Below are 17547 nucleotides of genomic sequence, written 5' to 3'. Positions count from 1 at the left end.
GGGAGTGCACATGGACAATTACAATTTCTGGCAGGATTTGTTCGATACGTACCAGTCGCTATCCGACTGGCTCAAAGTTCTATGGCTGATCGTCCCACCGGCCTTCGTGCTGGGGCTGGTGGCGCTGACGCTGCGGTTTCGCATCGAGAGCAGGAAGGTGGAAAGAAGTTTTGACGGCGAGTTGGTCTACTCCATCCACCGCGATGCGGGCAACCAGCTGCATGTCGTCAGCCACCTCAAGCCGGCGGGACACAACCCGTCGCTGCTTTTTCTCGATCAGGGCGATGGCGATATCTTTGAACACCCGCAGGTCGAACCGCCATCCGCAAACCGGTAGCCTACAGCTTTGCCGTCGTCTGCGGAACGTCCGCCTGGCGCACCGCCGTCGTCTTGACGATGGCCTTTTCCATGTAGAGATCGCGCTGATAGACGTCGTCGAAATACTGGATGGCGCCGGTCCTGGCGTCCGGCCACGCAGTGAAATACGAGACGTAAACCGGCAGCGGGTCCTTGACCCGGACGCTGCGCTCATTCTTGCCGAAATACTGGTTCAGCTCCTCGACCGGCACGCCGAGCACGGCCGCAGCCATGTCGCGCGGACGCTCCAGACGGATGCAGCCGTGGCTGAGCGCCCGCATATCCCGTTTGAAGTAGGACTTTGCCGGCGTGTCGTGCATGTAGATGTCATGGCTGTTGGGGAACAGGATCTTTAGCTCGCCCAGCGCATTGTCGAGGCTCGGCTTCTGGCGGATGCCGACACCGCCGCCGCTGGATGCGACCTGCGCCCAGTCCACCGCGCTTGACGGAATGACACGGCCGGACTTGTCATAGACCTCGTAACCGCTGTTCTCAAGATAAGAGGGGTTATTGAGAATTTTCGGCATCATCTCATTGAGAATGATCGACCGCGGCACGCCCCAGGACGGGTTGAACACCACGGTCTGGATCGTGTTGTCGAAAAAGTAGGTCTGGTTGGTCGGCGAACCGACCACGATGTTCATCGCCAGCTTTTCCGCGTTGTCGTCAAAATACTGCGCGCGATAGGCGGGCTGGTTGATGAAGACGTAGCGCTTGCCGAAATCGTGCGGCAGCCAGCGCAGGCGCTCCATGGAATAGAGAATGCGGTCGCGCTTGGAACTGTTGGTCTCGCCCTGCAGCGAACTGATGGTGCCGCGCCCGATCACGCCATCGGGCTTCTTGCCCTGGCTGGTCTGGAAATCCTTGATCGCCTCGACCAGGCTCGGGTCGTAAACCGTCGCATTCTCATGTTCCTGCAGCACGGCTTCATGCTTGGCGAGAAAATCCTTCGGCGCCTTCGCCTTGATCAAGGCGACCACGTTGCGGATTTCCGGATTTTCCTCGCCGGGACGGATCATGGTGCCGGGCGCAACGCGCACCGTCGGCTCGGCGCTGGTCCCGCCAAGCTCATGCAGATTCTGCTTCAGATCCGCATACCATTTGTTCTGCGGCTCAAAACTCTTGAGCAGCGCAGCCGCATCGTTGGTCGACGCAAGCTGCTCGATCACCGCACGCGGCTTGACCCGGTCAACGGCGAAATCGTGGAACCCGCTCAGCCGGTTCGGATTGATGCGCCCGTCGCCCTGGTCCATCGCATAGCGCAGCGCCCGCGCCGACATGGTCAGTTCGAAATCCGCCAGTTCCTTCAGCCGCGCCGGAATGTTGGCCCGGTCGTAATCATCGCTCGGCAGCTTGACCGCATAATCCTTTGGATCAAGCCCGTCGGCGCCCGCCGCGTTGAACACCGCCGCGACCGCCTTGGCCTTGGCCGAGACATCATAGGAGGACGTCCAGATGGGCTGCTGCTTCAGGGCATAATAGGCAACGATAGCGTCCGCTATGTCCTTTTCCGCCAGAATATGGGCTTCCCTGATCTGTTCGAACTTCAGGCCGAACTGTTCCAGCGGAATCTGCGGTGCGGCATCTCGGTTCTGATTGGCCGATGCCGTCAGTTGCAGGTCGATCTTGGAAAAATCCACCCGCACCAGCCCGTCGGGTTTGTAATCGTAATTCTTCGGTGCGGTCACCGTCACGCGCTTGACCGGCGCTGCCCGGGCAACGGGCTGCTGCCGCGGCAGTTCAGGCTTCGGCGCATAGACCGGCTGTGCCTGTACGCGGCGGCTGCCAAACAGGAAATCCATCAAATTGTCGGCGGCCAGTGCCGGAGACATGGAAATGGCTGTTGCTGACAACATGGCAGCTACAAAAATCGCATGCTTTTTCGAATTGGAATTCATAATGCTCGCCCAGATGGTACAGTCACGCCCGCAACGGATGCAGGCCACGAATGGTGATTCACAGCCAGTTTCGCCGCATCCTATTTACAATCTTTTAACAATAACCCGCCCCTTCGATTTATATTCGCGCGCGCCGCTCAAGCACCGTGATGATGGCTATCGCCTCATTTAACGCAATTCACCGCAGCTTTCACAACGATTCGCGCATCACGCCCCTGACCCAATCAATTCTTTTGCGGAACATGCAATAATGTCACAGCTCAAGTGACGCGAAACTTGAATTGCGCTATTCGGCGCACAAATATTTCCAAGTAACCTTACTGTTGTTCATTATAGCATTGATAAGTACTTTGAGCACGCCCGCCAAAGCAGGTTATAGTCTTCTAAAGAAAATATTTCTCACGGGAAAGCCCGCGCGGATACCGGTACTATTGCTCCGCAGCAGGGATCAGTGGCGATGACGGGTCGTGACGGGCTCGCGGCTCAAGCCTTTCGCCGCCAGTTCATCGAGATAGGCCTGCCAGCGCTCGTCGCGGTTGCGGCCGAGGTCGATCAGGTAATCCCAGCTGAAAAGGCCGGTATCGTGCATGTCATCGAAGGTGATGCGCACCGCATAATTGCCGACGGGATCCATCTTGGCGATTTCGACATTCATCTTGCCCGGAACCGTCACACGCTGTTCCGGCGAATGCCCCTGCACTTCCGCCGATGGCGAAGCCACGCGCAGCAGCTCCGCGCTCAACGTGTAGGTTTCGCCGGTATCGAATGCGATCGTCAGGGAACGGCGATCCTTGCTCACCCGCAATTCCTTGGGCCAGGCAGTGGTCATGGCAGATGCTCCTTTATGCGCACTCTTCTCTATGCGCCCCGACATTTGGTCGCAAGTGAACAATCGTCCGCATGCGGAATCCTATAGAGACTGGACAAGCCGGGGCCGCCACCCTATCTCTTCTCAAGGAGGTTTGCTTGGACCACGTCGCATTGCTCGAGAAAACGGCTGTACAAACACCGATGGTTGATCCTTTCGGCAGGACGATCAGCTATTTGCGCGTGTCGGTCACCGATCGCTGCGACTTCCGCTGCACCTACTGCATGTCCGAGCACATGACCTTCCTGCCCAAGAAAGACCTTCTGACGCTGGAAGAACTGGACCGCCTGTGCACCGCCTTCATCGGAAAAGGCGTCAAAAAACTGCGGCTGACCGGCGGCGAACCGCTGGTGCGCAAGAACATCATGCATCTGATCGGTGAGCTGTCGCGCCATTTGCGCAGCGGTGCTCTCGAAGAATTGACCTTGACCACGAATGGCTCGCAGCTCGCCCGCCATGCCGCGGAACTGGCCGAGCACGGCGTCAAACGCATCAATGTATCGCTCGATACGCTCGATCCGGAAAAATTCCACGCGATCACCCGCTGGGGCGATCTGGCGCGGGTGATGGAAGGCATCGACGCGGCGCAGGCTGCCGGCATCCGGGTCAAGCTGAATGCCGTTGCCCTCAAGGGTTTCAACGACCTGGAAATCCCGGAGATGATCCGCTGGGCCCATGGCCGCGACATGGACCTGACGCTGATCGAAACCATGCCGATGGGCGAAATCGATCTGGACCGGACCGATCAGTATCTGCCGCTGTCCATGGTCAGGGCCGACCTTGCCCGGCAATTCACGCTGGATGACATTCCCTACAAGACCGGCGGCCCGGCCCGTTACGCGCATATTCGCGAAACGGGCGGGCGCATCGGCTTCATCACGCCGATGACGCACAATTTCTGCGAAAGCTGCAATCGCGTTCGCCTGACCTGCACCGGCACACTCTATATGTGCCTTGGACAGGAAGACGCCGCTGACCTGCGCGCGCCGCTGCGCGCCTCGGAAGGCAATGACCTCTTAAACGAGGCCATCGACGAAGCCATCGGCCGCAAGCCGAAGGGGCATGATTTCATCATCGATCGCCGCCACAACCGCCCTGCGGTCTCGCGCCATATGAGCGTGACCGGCGGCTAGAGCATTTTCCAATATTCCGGATGCACGAAGCCTCGCCGCTTGATATATCAAACGGAGCGATTCCGGGGGAGAATCGCCTGCTCTCATTCGGATGAACGCCTTGGCGCTTACGCCCAATCTTCGCGGCAGCCTGTACATGGCCATCGGCATGGCCAGTTTCACCTTCAATGACGCGACGGTCAAACTGGTTGGCGCGCATATGAACATGGGCCAGGTGATGCTGGTGCGCGGCGTGATGGCGACCACGCTCATCCTGCTGCTCGCCTGGCGGCAGGGCATGCTGATACCGCTGCGCCATGCCCTGCACCGCATGACGATCCTGCGCGCCGTCGGCGAAGTCGTGGGAACCGTGAGTTTTCTCATCGCGCTTGTTCATGTTCCCCTCGCCCTCACCTCGGCCATTCTGCAGGCCCTGCCGCTGGCCGTCACGCTGGGTGCGGCGATGTTCCTCGGCGAACCCGTGGGATGGCGGCGCTGGATCGCCATTGCCGTCGGCTTCTGTGGTGTCCTCATCATTGTTCGCCCGGGTTACGAGGGCGTCAGTCCCTACGTCCTGCTGATCGCCGTAACCGTGATCTTCGCCGCGATGCGCGATCTCGCCACGCGGCGCGTGCCCAAAACCATCCCGGTGCTGATGATATCCGCCCTGACATCGGCGGGCGTATCGCTGGCCGGCATCGGCCTGATCGGCCCGCTGGGCGGCTGGACGCCGATGACCTGGCTGAACACCGGCCTCCTGTTCTTCGCCTCCTGCTGCGTGATCGTCGCCTACCATTTCATCATTCTCGCCATGCGCGAGGGCGAAATTTCCTTCGTCGCACCGTTCCGCTACACAAGCCTCGTCTGGGCCATTCTCCTGGGTTTCCTGTTCTTCGGCGACCTGCCCGATCTTCCCATGATCATCGGCGCCATGATCGTTATTGGCAGCGGCCTCTATACGCTTTACCGTGAGCGGATTGTGGGACGGAGGCTGCCCGCCGCAACGGCTGTGGCGGCCGGTTCTTCGCCCGATGGAGTGTAAGCGGTGCGCATTGCAGGGATTATTCTGGCCGGCGGCCGGTCGAGCCGCATGGACGGGCATGACAAGGCGCTTTTGCCGTTCGGCACGGCGCGGCTGATCGATTTCATCGTCGCGCGCCTGTCGCTTCAGCTGGAAACCCTGGCCATCAACAGCAATGGCGACCCTGCGCCGCTCGCCGATCTGCATCTGCCCGTTGTCGCAGACAGCATCTCGGGATTCGCCGGCCCTCTCGCCGGTATCGTTGCCGGCATGGAATGGGCGGCAGGCAGCGCGCTTCCCTTCACCCATATCCTGACCGTCGCCACGGACACGCCGTTCTTTCCCCATGATCTCGCCTCCAGACTTGGCGGGGCCATCGCCGGTGCTCCGGATCACATCGCCGTCGCTGTCTCCGGTGGGACATGGCACCCGGTGTTCGGGCTCTGGCCGGTTGCGATGAAGGAGGACCTGAAGCAATGGCTGCGCGATCCGGAGAACCGGCGGGTCCGTACCTGGATCGAAGACCACGCACACCGCACGGTGGATTTTCCGCTGATGACGGCGCAATCAGGCGATTCATTCGATCCGTTCTTCAATATCAATCGCCCGGACGATCTCGGCCGGGCCCGGTCGATGATCGCAGAATCACGCGATTGGAAGACATGTTCATGACCCACCGCATCTTTGGCATCACCGGCTGGAAGAACTCAGGCAAAACAACGCTGACGGTCAAGCTCGTAACGGAACTGACGCGGCGCGGCTGGAAGATTTCAACCGTCAAACACGCCCATCATGATTTCGACATCGACAAGGAAGGCACGGATTCCTTCCGCCACCGCAAAGCGGGCGCCGGAGAAGTGGCCATTGTTTCCGACCGCCGCTGGGCGCTCATGCATGAACTGGCGGATGAGGCTGAACCGTCCCTCGAAGAGATTGTCGCGCGGCTTGCCCCATGCGATCTCGTTCTGGTCGAGGGCTACAAGCGCGAAGGCCACAAGAAGATCGAGACGCGGCGGCTGGAGGGACGGCCCGGCGGGAGCCTGGCGCAAAATGATCCTGGCATTGTCGCCATCGCCAGCGATTTTCCGGTGACGGACGAGCAGATTCCCGTCTTCGACCTGGATAACACGACAGGATTGGCCGACTTTATCGAGCATGAGATGGGGCTTGCCCGCTAGGCGGGTCAGGAAATGACGTTTCGCGCGGAAGCTGCGCAAGAAAAATATAATCCTCAAACAATTATGTGGTTTTGCCGTCCTGAATCGCCGCCCGGTAAAAGATTCCCGGTTGCTTTTATCAGAAAACTAGTGGGAATATCGCCGGTCAGGAGCAGTGAAAAAACTGCGACCTTGCCCGGAAGGCTGTCCAAAAGAACAGGGGAACAGCCGGGCCACAAAAGAGAGGTTGAATAATGCGTATCACCAAGCGTCTCGCACTCGGCGTTGCTGCCGTTGCCTTTGCATTGTCCATGGGAGCGGCCCATGCAGAGGACGCCCTGAAGCTGACCATCGCTTCAGAGGGAGCCTACCCGCCCTTCAACAACCTGACGCCGGACGGCAAGCTGGAAGGCTTTGACATCGATATCGGCAAGGCGCTTTGCGAAGAGATGAAGGCGCAGTGCACCTTCGTCACCCAGGATTGGGATGGCATGATTCCCGCCCTGCAGGCCGGCAAGTTCGATGCCATCATCGCATCCATGTCCATTACGGACGAGCGCCTGAAGAAGGTCGATTTCTCCAAGAAGTACTACAACACGCCTCCCGGCATTGCCGTACCGAAGGATTCCAAGCTGAAGGACGTCACGCCGGAATCCCTGAAGGGCAAGACACTGGGCGTGCAGGCATCGACCAGCCACTCCAACTTTGCCGAAGCCAAATACAGCGGCGCCGACATCAAGATGTATCCGACCGCCGACGAATATAAGCTCGATCTGGCCAATGGCCGCATCGACGCTGCCATGGACGACTCCGTCGTTTTGGGCCAGTGGCTCGACAGCGATGCCGGCAAGTGCTGCAAGCTCCTCGGCACCATCACGCCGGATCCGGTCATCCACGGTCCGGGCGCTGGCGTAACTGTCAAGAAGGGCAACACGGCCCTGGCTGACAAGTTCTCCGCTGCCATCGCTGCGATCCGCAAGAACGGCAAATACAAGCAGATCAACGACAAGTACTTCAAGCTTGACGTTTATGGCGCCGAAAATTGATTTTAGCCTTGTGAATTGACCAAGGGGGATGGCGGATCTGTTCCGCCATCCCTTCCTGAACTCCAAATTCGAACCTGAACTTTAAATTCAAAAATGACGGGCCGGCCCGAAAAATCGGGCACTGGGGAATGGCCTGCAAAAGAATGAAAGAAGCCTATGGGCTCAATTGCGTTATTGGGATTTGGTGAAGGCGGCTGGGGCCTGAGCATAGCAAGCGGCATTCTTGTGACTGTCACTCTTGCGCTTGCGACATTGCCCATCGGACTGCTCATCGGATTTTTCGTCGCTCTCGGCAAACAGGCCGAAGAACCGTCCATCCGGCTTGCTGCCAATATGTACACCACGATCTTTCGTGGCTTGCCCGAGCTGCTCACCCTGTTTCTCGTCTATTTCGGCGCACAGATCGGCATCCAGAAGCTCGGCGTGCTGCTGGGTTTTTCCGGAACCATCGAAATCAACTCGTTTCTGGCCGGCATGTTCGCCATGGGCGCCGTGTTTTCGTCCTACGCCAGCGAGGTCTTTCTCTCCGCATTCCGCGCCATCCCGCGCGGCCAGTATGAGGGCGGCTATGCCATCGGGCTCTCCTACGGCCAGACAATGTGGAAAGTGGTCCTGCCGCAACTGATCCGCGTCGCCCTGCCCGGCCTTTCCAATCTGTGGATGATCCTGCTCAAGGATACGGCGCTGGTGTCCGCGATCGGACTGGCGGATATCCTGCGCCAGACCGGCGTTGCGGCGCGCGTCACCAAACATGCCTTCCTGTTCTACGGTACGGCCTGCCTGATCTATCTGGTGCTCGCCATTCTCTCGTCCTTCGTGATCCATGCCATTGAACGGCGCACGACAGCCAGCGGAGTGCGGCGATGACCGAAAGCTTCCTCAATGCCCGCACAGCCGCGATAAGCCGTCCGCCCGCACCGGCGAAACGCTGGACCAGGACGCGGATTATCGGCCATGTGCTCGTCGCGTTCTGGGCCGCCCTGATCATCGGGCTCCTGCTCGACCTCTATGCCGCCTGGGATATCGTTCTCATCCAGACCTATGGTCCAAAGTACTGGCAGGGCCTGGTCACCACCCTGACGCTGGTATTCAGCTCCATTATTTTCGGGGCCATCCTGTCGGTCCCCGTGGCCTATGGCCGAATGACCAAGAACAAGATCGGCGCGGCGATCGCCTATGGCTACGTCTATTTCTTCCGCGGCACGCCGCTGATCGCCCAGGTCTTCCTGATGTATTACGGCGTCAGCGAATTCAAGACGCAGCTCGAATATGTCGGGCTGTGGTGGTTCTTCCGTGAAGCCTGGTATTGCGGCTTCCTGGCCTTCGCGCTCAATACGGCGGCCTATCAGGCGGAAATATTGCGGGGCGCCATCCAGAGCGTGTCGCTCGGGCAATGGGAAGGCGCGGCGTCCCTCGGCATCTCCAAATTCGTCACATTCCGCAAGGTCATCCTGCCGCAGGCGCTGATCGTTGCCCTGCGCCCCTACGGCAACGAGGTCATCCTGATGATCAAGGGTTCGGCCATCGTCGCCCTGATCACCGTCTACGATCTCATGGGCTACACCAAACTCGCCTATTCACGGACTTTCGATTTCCAGGCCTATCTCTGGGCCGCCATCATCTATCTGCTGCTGGTGGAAATACTGCGTCACATCTGGGACTGGATAGAACGCCGCATCACCCGGCATCTGATACGCTGATTCAACTGACCGAAAGAAACAAACGATGCTGAAAATCTGGGGCCGCGGCAACTCGACCAATGTCAAGAAGGCACTTTGGGCGGCCAAAGAACTGTCCATTCCCTATGAAAATATTCCCGCTGGCGGTGCCTATGGCATCGTTGCCAGCCCGGAATATCGCGCCATCAACCCCAACAGCCGCGTGCCCGCCATTGAAGACGACGGCTTCGCACTCTGGGAGAGCAACACGATCGTGCGCTATCTCGCGGCGAAATACGGCAAGTCGACCTTGCATATCGAAGATGCCGCGGCGCGTGCCAGCGCGGAAAAATGGATGGACTGGGCAACGTCAAGCATCGCCATCCCCTTCCGCGACGTGTTCTGGAACACGGTGCGCCTCGCGCCGGATCAGCAGGATCACGCCGCCAAGGACAAGGGTCTGGCGGAATGCAGCGCGATGTTTGCCATTGCCGATGCGGCGCTGGCCTCCGAGCCCTACCTCTCCGGTGCAGACTTCGGTGTCGGCGACATCCCGCTCGGCTGCTTTGCCTATGCGTGGTTCGAGATGCCGATCAAGCGCCCCGATCACCCGCATCTGTTCGCATGGTACGAACGCCTCAAGAGCCGCCCGGCCTACCGGAAGGCCGTGATGACGCCGCTCACCTGACAGACTTACTGCGGCTTCAACCGCCAGATCCCCAGCAGGCCGTCCTGGTAGACCTTCTCGTCGGTGGAGATGGTGATCGCCTGGGTATCGGCCCATTTCTGCGCGAAATCGCGATAATTGGCTGAAAACACATTGCCGGACTGGCCGCTTGTCTGGATATAGGTCGACCGGTTGAGATCGGCCAGATCAAACAGGCCGCGATAGCTGCTGCCGTGCGTGGCACGATACGGATTGCTTTCATCCGTGAGCTGCGATTTTGCCCGGTCGAGCGTGAAAGCCCCGCCGGAGGCCGGCACATCCACATTGAAGATGCGGTCGAGCGGGCTGACCTGCGCGAACGGCCGGTGCGCCCCGTAGGCATAATGCAGCGCGCCCCAGTTCCATTTCGAGCGGTCCGCCCCGAGGCGGCCATCGAGATCCTTCAGGGCATCGGCCAGCGCCAGGGCAAGCACGTCGCCGCAGCTTTCCTTCTCCGGCGTCCGCCCATCGTCACACCAGTCGCGCGCCGGATTGGGTCCGAGCCAGCGCAGCATCGCCGATACCCGGACCTGCCAGTAGGTTGGGAACGCCTCGCCGAGATCATCCTCGACGATCCGTTTGGTGGCCGCGCGCAGCCAGGCATTGAACAGCAAGGGCTCGATGCGGTTGCGGTCTTCCACGTAATCCCATTGGCTCAACTGCTTGAACGCGGCCTGATCGATGTCCTTTCGTCCTTCGATCAGCTTGAGCATCACCGGTCCCAGCACCGCATAGGCGTTGGAATAGGCATCGCCCTGCGCCTTGCGGTTGCTCTCCATCGATTGCCGTTCCGCGCCATAGATCAGCGCTTTGATCCGGTCGAACCGCCATGTCTCGTCCCAGTCGAATGTCAGGAAATGCGGATAGGCCGCATCCACCATCTTGGTATTGGCCGTGCCGATGACATTTTCCGGAGGGTTATAGCTGCGGGGCAGTTCCTCGTAGGGAATGGTGCCTTTCCAGTCATAGGTCGCATCCCAGCCCGGCGATGGCGCACGCCCCATGATGCGGTTGGCCGGATCGCGGACCGGCACCCTGCCCGGTGCGATCAGCCCGATATTGCCATCGACATCGGCAATCACCATCGATTGCATCGGCGTCACGAAATCGCGCATCCCGTTCTGGAAATCCGTCACGCTGGCAAAATCCCAGAGTTTCAGCCCGGCGGATATGGTCTTGTCATCCTCCGCAAGCGCCGTCCATGCCAGCGCTGCAACCGTGTTGTCAGGCAGATAATGATCGAGACCACGATAGTCCGCCGGCAGGACCGGCCCATGCCGCGTGACCAGCCGGTCGAAGGTCACGTCACTGCCGCCCTTGACCTTGATGGTGACAGGCTGCTTGCGGAACGGCGCAAAGCCCTCAGGCGTCTGATATTCATTCCGATTGGCCGGATTGATCCGTTCGACAAAAATGTCCTGAACGTCGGCGCCGGTATTGGTGAAACCCCACGCAATGCGGTCATTGCGCCCCAGCAGCACCAGGGGCGCTCCCGGCAGCGTCACGCCGGCGAGGTTCTTGCTGCTGCCATCGGCGTTCTTCACCTCCAGATGCGCCAGATACCAGACGGCAGGCGCCGTCAGCCCAAGATGCGGATCGTTTTCCAGGATGGGCTTGCCGGTTTCGGTTTTCGCCCCGCCCACGACCCAGTTGTTCGATGCGCCGGTCGACATGACGGCATTGAGCGCGGCAAACCGCTGTTCGGCTTGCAAAGCGCCGATCTTGATCGGTCCGCTTGGCAAGCCCAAAAGCTGCTTCAGGTCCGGCAGCGGTGGCGGTGCGTCATCGGCCACGGGCGGCAGGAGATCGGTGATTTCCGCATCCGTCATTCCCAGCCGGGCAAATTTGAGACGCAACACTTCCTGATCGATGTTGGCCGCCAAGGTCACGGACATCATCTTCAGCGTCACGATCACATCGGCCGCCGTCCATTCATCCGGCTTGTAGCCGAGGACGACAAATTCAGGCGAATATTTCGATGCGAAGGAGCGTCCCTTGCTGTTGATGAAGGCGTTGATGCCGCGCACATAGGCATCGATGCGCTTGCGGTCCGCCGGATCGAGCGAAGCGGCCGACGCGACGGCGGATTCATAGACGCCGAGCGACCGCAGAAACCGGTCCGTGGAAACCGTCTTGTCGCCGAACATTTCGGACAGGCGCCCCTGCCCGGCCATGCGGGTGACCTCCATCTGCCACAGGCGTTCCTGCGCGTGGACAAAGCCGAGAGCGGTCAGGACATCCTCGACATTGCTGCCGACGATATGCGGCACCGCGTTCTTGTCGCGCGTCACCGTGACGGGCGCCGCAAGGTCCGTCAGCACCATCTCGCCGGTGGCCGGGGCCACCGAGCGGGCCAGCCAGACGTAACCGGCGCCTCCTGCGATCAGAGCGAGCGGAATGAGGGAAAAAACAATCCACAATAGGCCTTTGATGATCCGCCGCATTGTCCTAACCTCTCCCGCAATCCTTCGAACACATAGCCTATCTGACAGAGGAAATTACGGAATGGCAACAGTCACATTTATCGGTCTTGGTGTAATGGGTTACCCGATGGCGGGTCACCTGAAGACTCGTGGGGGCCATGACGTCACCGTCTTCAACCGCAATGGCGAAAAGGCGAAAAAGTGGGCTGAGCAGTTTCACGGCAAGCATGCACCGACCCCCGGAGAAGCCGCTGCGGATAAGGATTTTGTCTTCTGCTGCGTCGGAAATGATGACGATCTGCGGGCTGTCACCATCGGCGAGAACGGTGCTTTTCATACGATGAAGAAGGGCGCGATTTTCGTCGATCACACCACCGCGTCGGCGGAAGTGGCGCGTGAACTCGATGCTGAGGCGCGCAAGCGCGGCTTGCATTTTCTCGATGCGCCGGTTTCCGGCGGCCAGGCCGGTGCCGAAAACGGCGTGCTGACCGTCATGGTCGGCGGCGAATCGGAAGCTTTCGACCGGGCAAAGCCGGTCATCGAATCCTTTGCCAAAATGGTCGGCCTCATGGGCCCCGCCGGTGCGGGCCAACTCACCAAGATGATCAACCAGATCTGCATTGCCGGTCTGGTGCAGGGGCTGGCCGAAGGCATTCACTTCGGCAAGAAGGCTGGCCTTGATATCGAGAAGGTCATCGAGGTCATTTCCAAGGGCGCCGCAGGATCGTGGCAGATGGAAAACCGCCACAAGACCATGAACGCCGGAAAATACGATTTCGGCTTTGCCGTTGACTGGATGCGCAAGGATCTGGGTATCTGCCTCGACGAGGCCGACCGCAACGGCGCACAGTTGCCTGTCACGGCATTGGTCGACCAGTTCTACAAGCAGGTGCAGAACATGGGCGGGAACCGCTGGGATACGTCATCCCTGCTGGCACGTCTGGAGAAATAGCCTGGCCGGGACATCGGCCTGAGACGATCAGGCCGGTTCCCCAGCAACGCCTACCGGGCGCGCGAAATATGCGCCGCCAGGTCAAGGCAACGGCAGGCATAGCCCCATTCGTTGTCGTACCAGGCAACAAGCTTGGTCAACCCGCCTTCAATCTGCATGCCGGCGAGCGCGTCGAAGATCGATGAATGCGGATTGCCGCGCATGTCGGTCGAGACGACGGGTTCGTCGCAATAGGCGAGGATGCCGGCCATCGCGTTCGCCGCCTGCGTGCGGATCATCGCGCAGATGTCCTTGTAGGACACGTTTTCCCTGAGACGGCATGTGAGATCGATCATCGATACATCAGACACCGGCACGCGCACCGCCATGCCGTTGATCCGCCCATTCAATTCGGGTACCACCTTGCCGACCATGCGCGCCGCGCCGGTCGTCGCCGGGATGATGTTCTCGAGGATACCGCGCCCGAAACGCCAGTCCTTGCGCGCCACACCGTCGACCGTATTCTGGCTCGATGTCGTGGCGTGAACCGTAAGCATCAGCGCTTCTTCGAGGCCGAAAGCGTCGTTCACGGCTTTGGCGAGCGGCGCGACACAATTGGTCGTGCACGAGGCGTTCGAGACAATGCTCTGACCGGCATAGCCGGTCGCGTTGACGCCCATGACGAAGACCGGCGTGTCGTCTTCCGGCGGCGCCGAGAGCAGGACCTTGCCGGCACCGGCAGAAAGGTGTCCTTCCGCGGCAGCCTGCGTCAGGAAGCGGCCGGTCGCCTCGATAACCACATCGACACCCGCCTCGCCCCAACCGATTGCGCCGGGGTCCCGTTCGCTGAAGGCCCTGACCCTGCCGCCATTGATATCGAGCGCGCCGTCTGCGGCACTTATGCTGCCCCGGAAACCGCCATGCACGCTGTCATATTTGAGGAGGTAAGCGAGATGATCGGTTGGCAGCAGGTCGTTGATCGCCACGATCTCGACGTCGTTACGCGCCATCGCGGCCCGCAGAACCGTCCGGCCAATGCGGCCGAACCCGTTGATGCCGATACGGATTTTGTCAGTCATCGATTGTCCTTTTTGTCCAGGCGGAGAAATGGTGCGCCTCTTCTTCGAGAGGGATTGCTTTCCGTGCCGCTGAATTTTAGACTACTTCGCATAAAAATTTTTGCAATGAATTTATTGCGACACGGTACAAAAATGAAAGAACAATCCGCCCGCGGCCGTCCGCGCCAATACGATGCCAAGGCTGCGCTCGGTGCCGCACTCCTCGAATTCCGGCGTCGCGGCTATACCGCCACATCGCTCGACCACCTGTCGGAGGCGACGAAAATGGCGCGGCCGAGCCTTTATGCCGCCTTCGGCAACAAGCGCGCGATCTACCTGCAGGCCGTCACACATTACGTCGAGGACAGTGCCGAGCACTGGAACCGTGCCCTCTTCGGCGAACCCTCGCTGGCCAAGGCGCTCAATGACTATTTTTTGATGATTGTTGCCATCTATTCGGAAGGTGATGACCGCCCGCTCGGCTGCCCCGTGCTCAGCGTCATCACCGGCGAGGCGACAGCCGACCCATTGATCGGCGCCGAACTGTTTGCCGCTCTCGGACGCACGGACGCGCGCTTCCGCGACCGGATCGCGGCGGCGCGCGATGACGGCCAACTGCCGCCCGCAACCGACATCGATGCGGTCGCCGACATGCTTGCCGCCCTGCAGCACAGCCTTGCGCAGCGCGCCCGCGCCGGGACGGCCCGGGCGGACCTTGAACGCATCGCGCGCAATAGTATTGCACTGATCCTCAAGGCTGCGGGCGCGACCACCGCGCCGTAGGCGCCATGGCGGGTCTATGCGCCTGGGGCGATCAGGCCGATTCCTTTTCGATGCTCATGTAATCGAGCGGCAGTTCCGTCGTGTACTTGATCTGCTCCATGGCGAAGGCCGAGGACACGTCGCGAATGTCGATCTTGGCGATCAGGCGCTTGTACACGGCATCATAGGCGGCAATATCAGGCACGACGACCCGCAGGAGATAATCGACATCGCCGCTCATGCGGTAGAACTCGACCACTTCGGGAAACTCCTGCACCACTTCGGAAAAACGCTTCAGCCATTCATTGTTGTGCGCCCCGGTGCGGATCGACACGAACACCGTGACACGCGTATTGACGCGGACGGGATCGAGGATGGCAACGCGGCGCTGGATCACGCCATCCTCTTCCAGTTTCTGGATACGGCGCCAGCACGGCGTCGTCGACAACCCTACCTTCTTGGCGACATCAGCCACCGCAAGCGTTGCATCCTCCTGCAGGAGGCGAAGAATTTTTCGGTCGAGTCTGTCCATGATCTCTTGTCCCTTTGGAATGGGATACTTTATGGTCCGTAATTCCCCCATCGTACAAGAAAATTATTCTAAACTTTATAAATCTGAAAAAAATTTCATCCGGAAACCCGTCAAATTAGAATCCTGACCTTCTGCCGGAGCACAGGGAGAACGTTCTGCTCGAACCATGGATTCCGGCGCAGCCAGCCGCTGTTGCGCCAGGACGGGTGCGGCAGGGGCAGAATCGAGGGTCCGGACGCCGCATCGAAATAATCCTGCCAGTGAAAGACCGTATCGGTCATGCTCGCACGGCGGCGCTTTCCCAGATGGTAGGCCTGCGCGTACTGGCCAATTGTCAGGATAAGCTCGACCTGCGGCATGGCGGCGAAAACCTGATCGTGCCAGATGTGACGGCACTCCTTGCGCGGCGGCAGATCGCCGCCATGCGCATCATAGCCGGGGAAACAGAACCCCATCGGCACGATGGCAAATTTGTCCGGATCGTAAAATGCAGTGCGATCGACCCCGAGCCAGTCGCGCAACCGGTCGCCAGACGGGTCGTTGAACGGCAGGCCGCTGTTGTGAACGCGGATGCCGGGCGCCTGCCCGCAGATGACGATGCGCGCGGTCTGCGACAGCACGCAGACCGGATTGGGCTCATGCGGCAAAGGCGGCAGATAATGCGGCGCATCCCGGCACAGGCGGCATGCCTTGATCTGCGCGGCCAGGACGTCAAGCGCCGGGGCTGGCATGGTCAGCGCCTCATGCCTTGGCACTCGGCCGGCTTGCAACCGCGTCGTACCAGCGCTTCACATGCGTGACATGGCCCGGCATCTCGATCCGGGCAGGCTTGAAGAAGTCGATGGCCACAAGCCCGGTAATATCGGCGATGGAATAGTCGTCGCCCGCGATGAAGGCGTTGGTTGCAAGCTGCGTGTCGAGAATATCCAGGAATGCCACGGCCTTTGGCTTGTTTGCCTCGCCCCATGCGGGAATTTGCGGCACCTCCCATTCGATCATCGCCGGGTGGATATGACGGAAGGCGGCGGCAACGCTGGCAAACAGTTGCAGTTCCACCCGCCGCTGCCACATTTCCACCAGCGCTTTGCCAACCGCACCCCGACCGAACAGGGCGGGTTCGGGGTAGATTTCCTCGAAATAGCGGGAGATCGCCACGGACTCGGTGATAACAGTTCCGTCATTGAGTTCAAGCACGGGCAGGCGCTGCATGGGATTGAGCGCAGTCACTTCGGCCGAGCGATGCCCCATCGCCCCCATGTCGACAGGCACGAGCGGCACCTCGACACCCTTCTCCGCCAAAAATATGCGCACGCGCCGCGGGTTTGGCGCCCGTCCTCCATCATATAGTTTCACCAGATCTCTCCCAGTTTCTGACGCACCCAGTCATAGACGCCATTGACGATATCGGCCAGCCGGTTCCGCGCCTCCGGCGCTGTTTCAGCGTCCTGCCGGTGCAGCTTCCGCCAATCCTGCGGCCTGTCGAAAGAACTTTTCCAAAGCCCCTTTCGTTCCGTCCGCGCCTGCATTTCCGCGTCGCGGTAGTCGCCATAGGCGACGGCCTGCCCGGTTTCGACCATGGCGCGGTTGAGATCGGCATCGCCTGCAAAACAGGTGCCGAGATCGCGCCTGTACTTGTCCCGCCCGCTCGTTTCACAGCGGACCGGCCGGCCACCGATCAGCCTGACCAGCGCCTGCCGCGCCTCCTGCCCGCAGGCATAGTCGCCCTGCCCTTCGCCGCAACGCTGGGCGAGTTCCGGCGCATCGATCCCCTTGAGGCGGACATGCTGCCCCGTCACGACCACCGTATCGCCATCGATGACATAGGCCTTGCCCGTTATCTCCCGCACCTCGCGCGGCACCGACAACCGCGCCGCCAGCAGCGCAACCAGAGCGAAGAACACCAGCATCAGCAGATAGTCGGCCAGTTTCCTGGCGAGCGGACGCGGCGCCGCCGCAGGACGCTGCCACCGCCGGCGATAACGGCCAAACCGCCCGTTCATTGCGACGTACCATCCATG

At 60.3% G+C, this 17547-nt stretch carries 20 protein-coding genes; 12 read left to right on the top strand and 8 right to left on the bottom strand.

Going from position 1 to position 17547, the window contains the following annotated elements; all coding sequences use genetic code 11:
* The first annotated feature begins 10 nt into the window (after nucleotides 1–10).
* A complete protein-coding gene (locus tag J1W56_RS08760; protein WP_223612908.1) occupies nucleotides 11–337 on the top strand; it encodes a hypothetical protein in 327 nt (108 codons plus the stop codon).
* 1 nt (nucleotide 338) lies between these two features.
* On the opposite strand, the gene J1W56_RS08755 is transcribed toward J1W56_RS08760, so the two are convergent.
* Nucleotides 339–2213 (bottom strand): L,D-transpeptidase family protein, encoded by a 1875-nt coding sequence (locus tag J1W56_RS08755; RefSeq protein WP_223612907.1) that lies wholly within the window; start codon nucleotides 2211–2213, stop codon nucleotides 339–341.
* Between J1W56_RS08755 and J1W56_RS08750 the strand changes: the two genes are divergently transcribed.
* The gene (locus tag J1W56_RS08750) at nucleotides 2194–2427 is read left to right on the top strand and encodes a hypothetical protein (protein WP_223612906.1); all 234 of its coding nucleotides are present in this window, start codon (nucleotides 2194–2196) and stop codon (nucleotides 2425–2427) included. The genes J1W56_RS08755 and J1W56_RS08750 overlap by 20 nt on opposite strands.
* A 276-nt stretch (nucleotides 2428–2703) precedes the next feature.
* Here J1W56_RS08750 and J1W56_RS08745 read toward each other — a convergent pair whose 3' ends face one another.
* Nucleotides 2704–3084 (bottom strand): gamma-butyrobetaine hydroxylase-like domain-containing protein, encoded by a 381-nt coding sequence (locus J1W56_RS08745; protein ID WP_223612905.1) that lies wholly within the window; start codon nucleotides 3082–3084, stop codon nucleotides 2704–2706.
* A 182-nt stretch (nucleotides 3085–3266) separates the two neighbouring features.
* Between J1W56_RS08745 and moaA the strand changes: the two genes are divergently transcribed.
* The 8 genes from moaA (at nucleotide 3267) to J1W56_RS08705 (ending at nucleotide 9805) form a co-directional block, all read left to right on the top strand.
* Complete coding sequence (gene moaA, locus J1W56_RS08740; protein ID WP_223613476.1) at nucleotides 3267–4256, top strand: GTP 3',8-cyclase MoaA; 990 nt, start codon at nucleotides 3267–3269, stop codon at nucleotides 4254–4256.
* 100 nt (nucleotides 4257–4356) lie between these two features.
* The gene (locus tag J1W56_RS08735) at nucleotides 4357–5277 is read left to right on the top strand and encodes a DMT family transporter (protein WP_223612904.1); all 921 of its coding nucleotides are present in this window, start codon (nucleotides 4357–4359) and stop codon (nucleotides 5275–5277) included.
* A gap of 3 nt (nucleotides 5278–5280) precedes the next feature.
* Entirely contained in the window at nucleotides 5281–5928 is a 648-nt protein-coding gene (mobA, locus tag J1W56_RS08730) for a molybdenum cofactor guanylyltransferase MobA (protein WP_223612903.1), read from the top strand.
* Nucleotides 5925–6434: a molybdopterin-guanine dinucleotide biosynthesis protein B gene (gene mobB, locus J1W56_RS08725; protein WP_223612902.1), complete on the top strand. Its 510-nt coding sequence runs from the start codon at nucleotides 5925–5927 to the stop codon at nucleotides 6432–6434. Before mobA ends, mobB begins: the two co-directional genes overlap by 4 nt.
* A 233-nt stretch (nucleotides 6435–6667) precedes the next feature.
* Nucleotides 6668–7459 (top strand): ABC transporter substrate-binding protein, encoded by a 792-nt coding sequence (locus J1W56_RS08720; protein WP_223612901.1) that lies wholly within the window; start codon nucleotides 6668–6670, stop codon nucleotides 7457–7459.
* A 156-nt stretch (nucleotides 7460–7615) separates the two neighbouring features.
* On the top strand, nucleotides 7616–8326 hold the full coding sequence (locus tag J1W56_RS08715; protein WP_223612900.1) for an ABC transporter permease: 711 nt from the start codon (nucleotides 7616–7618) through the stop codon (nucleotides 8324–8326).
* A complete protein-coding gene (locus tag J1W56_RS08710; RefSeq protein WP_223612899.1) occupies nucleotides 8323–9159 on the top strand; it encodes an ABC transporter permease in 837 nt (278 codons plus the stop codon). Before J1W56_RS08715 ends, J1W56_RS08710 begins: the two co-directional genes overlap by 4 nt.
* A gap of 25 nt (nucleotides 9160–9184) precedes the next feature.
* Nucleotides 9185–9805: a glutathione S-transferase family protein gene (locus J1W56_RS08705; RefSeq protein WP_223612898.1), complete on the top strand. Its 621-nt coding sequence runs from the start codon at nucleotides 9185–9187 to the stop codon at nucleotides 9803–9805.
* A gap of 5 nt (nucleotides 9806–9810) precedes the next feature.
* Here the strand turns inward: J1W56_RS08705 and J1W56_RS08700 are convergent, their stop codons facing one another.
* Nucleotides 9811–12267, bottom strand: coding sequence for a penicillin acylase family protein (locus tag J1W56_RS08700; protein ID WP_223612897.1), 2457 nt, complete (start codon nucleotides 12265–12267; stop codon nucleotides 9811–9813).
* A 61-nt stretch (nucleotides 12268–12328) separates the two neighbouring features.
* Here J1W56_RS08700 and J1W56_RS08695 point away from each other — a divergent pair, with 61 nt between their 5' ends.
* A complete protein-coding gene (locus J1W56_RS08695; RefSeq protein WP_223612896.1) occupies nucleotides 12329–13198 on the top strand; it encodes an NAD(P)-dependent oxidoreductase in 870 nt (289 codons plus the stop codon).
* A 50-nt stretch (nucleotides 13199–13248) separates the two neighbouring features.
* Here J1W56_RS08695 and gap read toward each other — a convergent pair whose 3' ends face one another.
* On the bottom strand, nucleotides 13249–14256 hold the full coding sequence (gene gap / locus J1W56_RS08690) for a type I glyceraldehyde-3-phosphate dehydrogenase (RefSeq protein ID WP_223612895.1): 1008 nt from the start codon (nucleotides 14254–14256) through the stop codon (nucleotides 13249–13251).
* Nucleotides 14257–14388: 132 nt separating this feature from the next.
* On the opposite strand from gap, the gene J1W56_RS08685 reads away from it, so the two are divergent.
* Complete coding sequence (locus J1W56_RS08685) at nucleotides 14389–15018, top strand: TetR/AcrR family transcriptional regulator (RefSeq protein WP_223612894.1); 630 nt, start codon at nucleotides 14389–14391, stop codon at nucleotides 15016–15018.
* 31 nt (nucleotides 15019–15049) lie between these two features.
* On the opposite strand, the gene J1W56_RS08680 is transcribed toward J1W56_RS08685, so the two are convergent.
* The 4 genes from J1W56_RS08680 to J1W56_RS08665 all read right to left on the bottom strand — a co-directional run bounded on the left by J1W56_RS08680 (nucleotide 15050) and on the right by J1W56_RS08665 (nucleotide 17529).
* The gene (locus J1W56_RS08680) at nucleotides 15050–15529 is read right to left on the bottom strand and encodes an Lrp/AsnC family transcriptional regulator (protein WP_105732368.1); all 480 of its coding nucleotides are present in this window, start codon (nucleotides 15527–15529) and stop codon (nucleotides 15050–15052) included.
* Nucleotides 15530–15639: 110 nt separating this feature from the next.
* Nucleotides 15640–16260: a uracil-DNA glycosylase family protein gene (locus J1W56_RS08675; RefSeq protein ID WP_223612893.1), complete on the bottom strand. Its 621-nt coding sequence runs from the start codon at nucleotides 16258–16260 to the stop codon at nucleotides 15640–15642.
* Nucleotides 16261–16270: 10 nt separating this feature from the next.
* The gene (locus tag J1W56_RS08670; protein WP_223612892.1) at nucleotides 16271–16882 is read right to left on the bottom strand and encodes a glutathione S-transferase family protein; all 612 of its coding nucleotides are present in this window, start codon (nucleotides 16880–16882) and stop codon (nucleotides 16271–16273) included.
* Nucleotides 16879–17529 carry a thermonuclease family protein gene (locus tag J1W56_RS08665; RefSeq protein ID WP_223612891.1) on the bottom strand — a complete coding sequence of 217 codons (651 nt, stop codon included), beginning with the start codon at nucleotides 17527–17529 and terminating at the stop codon, nucleotides 16879–16881. The genes J1W56_RS08670 and J1W56_RS08665 overlap by 4 nt, the downstream gene beginning before the upstream one ends.
* Nucleotides 17530–17547 lie beyond the last annotated feature (18 nt).

It is taken from the genome of Phyllobacterium calauticae (assembly GCF_019991125.1).
Classification (GTDB): Bacteria; Pseudomonadota; Alphaproteobacteria; order Rhizobiales; family Rhizobiaceae; genus Phyllobacterium; species Phyllobacterium calauticae.
This window is presented reverse-complemented; position numbering and strand designations above follow the sequence as displayed.